Origin of the sequence: Neisseria benedictiae (assembly GCF_958267435.1) — a bacterium.
Lineage (GTDB): Bacteria > Pseudomonadota > Gammaproteobacteria > Burkholderiales > Neisseriaceae > Neisseria > Neisseria bergeri.
The window spans coordinates 1-3,048 of record NZ_CATQFV010000043.1; the positions used below are offsets into that span (position 1 = coordinate 1).

Consider the following 3,048-nt stretch of genomic DNA (forward strand, 5'->3'; position numbering starts at 1 on the left):
GCACTTTCCATTGGTGCCGGGCGATGATTTGGCCGTTTCCGTTGTAGTCGAAGCAGGTGATGCTGTGGCGGTACGCGACAACACCCCTTTGCGGCCCGGAAGTTATAAATAAAGTTGGATAGTACTTGTTATTTTTTTGTGTGTTTCAACACTAATTTCCTGGTTAAAATTTTGGATTAATTTAAAAAAATTAATAATTAAGTTGATTTGAGTAGTGTTAAATATCGTACTTTGGTTTCTTAGGGCAATATATAAAAAGTCAACAACGTAACCATATAAATAAAATTTAGATAAATTAGCAAAAATATATTTTAAACAGCAAGGAGTAAAATATAATATAGCCTTATTAGTAAAGGCTTGCCACTCTAGTGATTCAAGTATTGAGAGAAAATCATCATATGTTATCTCAATCCAAGTTTTAGTAGATAGTTGCATTATTGAAAATATATAAAAGTTATCACTATCATCAAAACTTATGATGTTATTTTTATCAACTTTGAAAATTGGGAAAGTAGGCTTAATTTTTTCTTCTAGACAATTTCGTTCTTGTATATATTTTACCTCCATAAGAAATTTATCAAATTCATAATTTAATCCTAAATCTTTGATAAATTTAGAAATATATTCTAAAAAATCATAAATTATATTGATTTCATTTTTGGTTAAAGATTGTAGTAAATTAAATAGTTCACTTACTTCTCCTTGTGATATGTTAGAGTAATAGCTAAATAATTCTATGAAACAATCATTATCTATACTAGGATTTTCTATTGAGCTTAGTAAAAGTGTATTTAAATGTAAAGCATTTTCATTTTTTTGTTTATCTGACATTTGATTTTTAATTAATAAAATTAGATTGTTTTTATTCATGTCTTACTTTCTACATTTTAAGGTATGGCAGCATTTGCAGGAATTGTTCCCCATAAAGGAGGGAGTAAAGAAGGCAAAAACCGAACAATTCGATAAACTATATATGCAGCTCCAGCTCCAGCAACAACTTTTGCTCCTGTTTCTACAGTAGACCTCGGAACAGCAGGATTTTTCCACTGTTTAGGCTGAGGAACTGGTTTTGTCGCCCACTTCCACGCCCCAGAAGGTGGACTTCCACAACCTGAATCGTTCCACTCCTGCAAACGGTCTCTAAGGTTTTTCTGTTGATTCTTGATCTCCTGTTCATGTGTTTTCCACGACTGGGTACCAGGACCATTGAGACCATTAATTTGTTCATTGAACCTATGGCGCAAACCATGAGTGCCACCATTGTTACATTTCCGTTTATCTCTATTAATTAATCTATCAATATCTTGCCCAATCTCTTCGCATGATCGTTTTGACTTTCCTTTTAGACCTAATGGATCAAGCCAACGAGATATATTGAAGGCAAACGCATAAAAATTACTTCCCCCAAACAACCCAATCGGATCCTGGTTGATAAATCTTCCACATTCCGGCTCATAATACCTGAAGAAGTTGTAGTGCAACCCCGTTTCAAGGTCGCAATACTGGTTCTGCAGGCGGAAGGGTTGGTGAGCCGTTCCCGTTACGTTCGTTTCGCTCTTCAGTTTGCCCCAACCGTAATAATCGCCGAACCAAACCAGATTGCCGTCCTTATCGGTCATCTCTCTCGGGATGCCGATTTGGTCGCAGTGGAAGTAGTGGATTTGTTGTCTACTTTCGCCGTCTTCGGTTGTCCAATTGCGGACCTGCGCCAAAGGCTCGTAGGAGTCTTGGTCGGTGTAGAGATAGGTATACCTGCCGTCCGGGTAGACTTCCTGCAGCAAATGGCTGCCGTCCCAAACAAACCCGGTTTCCTCTTCGAGGCCGTTCCCGCTTAAATCATGCGGGAATGACGTTTCTGAAACTTCTTCGCTTTTCAGACGGCCTTTGCCTATCCTTCTGCCCAAGGCATCGTAGGTGTAGGCCCAAGTTTCTTTGCTGCCGTCTTTTTTGAAGATTTCGGTTTTAACCAGTTGGTCATGCAGATCGTAGAAGTAGTTTTGCACTTCGCCGTCGGCCAGCTCGCGGTGGATCAGGTTGCCGAAGCCGTCGTAGTAATAGCCGGTTATCGTAGGTTACGGTCTCTTTAGACGTCAGTAGTATTTCAGCATGACGATATTTTGCACAGAAATGTTATTTTTTAGTGATAACAATACCCTCTAGCCCAACAGACGAATTTATATAATAAAAATTATATATTTCTTTATCTTCTATAAAGGGATTTATACAAGGAAAAAGTTTAATAATTTCATTTGGAATATCTTCTTTTCCCCATTCATATATATCAAAAATAATATTTTGGTCCGAAACGTTGTTAAAATGAAAAAAAATTACTGATTTAAAAAAGATATTATTTTCATCAGATGAAAGTAATACGAGTAATTGATCATTTTTCTTATATAAAAAACCAATAATTTCCTTGTCATGTATATTCATTTCTTTTTTGCTCCACATTTATCTGGATTTTTCATGGAAAAATCTAAATCTTGACATTGGCTAATTGAATTAGGTAATAACAAAAGACTTACTCCACTTATAAATCTGGTTGTTAAGCTACTTAATCCAGGGAATACTTGTGCACATTTGCCAAATCTTAAGTTAAATTTTTCCATTTTTGTTAATACTCGTCCTTCTCCTCGGACTTTATTTGGTGCTTTATCTGATGGATATTTCCAGTCATGTGCATGAGGGTCTCCAAAACCATGGTTATGACCAAAGTCGATGTCTTTTACGGGGTTTCCTTTTGCATCATAGCTTCTAATTTGTATAGGTTTACCTGTTTTGGGATCTAATTTTGTTAATTTTCCATTTTTTGGCCCAAATTGCCCTGTTCTACTACCTTCTGGTAGCCTACTGCTAATTGGTTTTCTAGCTAACCCTAATGGATCAACCCACCCCTTTACATTCGGTGCAAACTGATAAACGTTAAAGCCGCCTTCCAACCCAATCGGATCCTGATTCACAAACCTACCCGCATCAGGCTCATAGTACCTGAAGAAGTTGTAATGCAGCCCCGTCTCACGGTCGCAATACTGGTTCTGCAACCGGAAC

General features: G+C 37.2%; 4 protein-coding genes and 1 pseudogene. All 5 read right to left on the reverse strand.

All coding sequences use genetic code 11. From position 1 onward, the window contains the following. Positions 1-102 precede the first annotated feature (102 nt). The gene (locus Q3O12_RS04445) at positions 103-870 is read right to left on the reverse strand and encodes a hypothetical protein (protein ID WP_301669535.1); all 768 of its coding nucleotides are present in this window, start codon (positions 868-870) and stop codon (positions 103-105) included. 17 nt (positions 871-887) lie between these two features. Beyond that, positions 888-1,244: a hypothetical protein gene (locus Q3O12_RS10970; RefSeq protein WP_502572653.1), complete on the reverse strand. Its 357-nt coding sequence runs from the start codon at positions 1,242-1,244 to the stop codon at positions 888-890. Positions 1,245-1,346: 102 nt separating this feature from the next. Next, a pseudogene (locus tag Q3O12_RS10975) lies at positions 1,347-2,057 on the reverse strand (RHS repeat domain-containing protein); the annotation flags it as partial. Between the two features lie 73 nt (positions 2,058-2,130). Continuing rightward, a complete protein-coding gene (locus Q3O12_RS04455; RefSeq protein ID WP_150923303.1) occupies positions 2,131-2,451 on the reverse strand; it encodes a hypothetical protein in 321 nt (106 codons plus the stop codon). Beyond that, the coding region (locus Q3O12_RS04460) for an RHS repeat-associated core domain-containing protein (RefSeq protein ID WP_301669536.1) at positions 2,430-3,048 on the reverse strand (619 nt) is incomplete at its 5' end. The genes Q3O12_RS04460 and Q3O12_RS04455, both read right to left, overlap by 22 nt.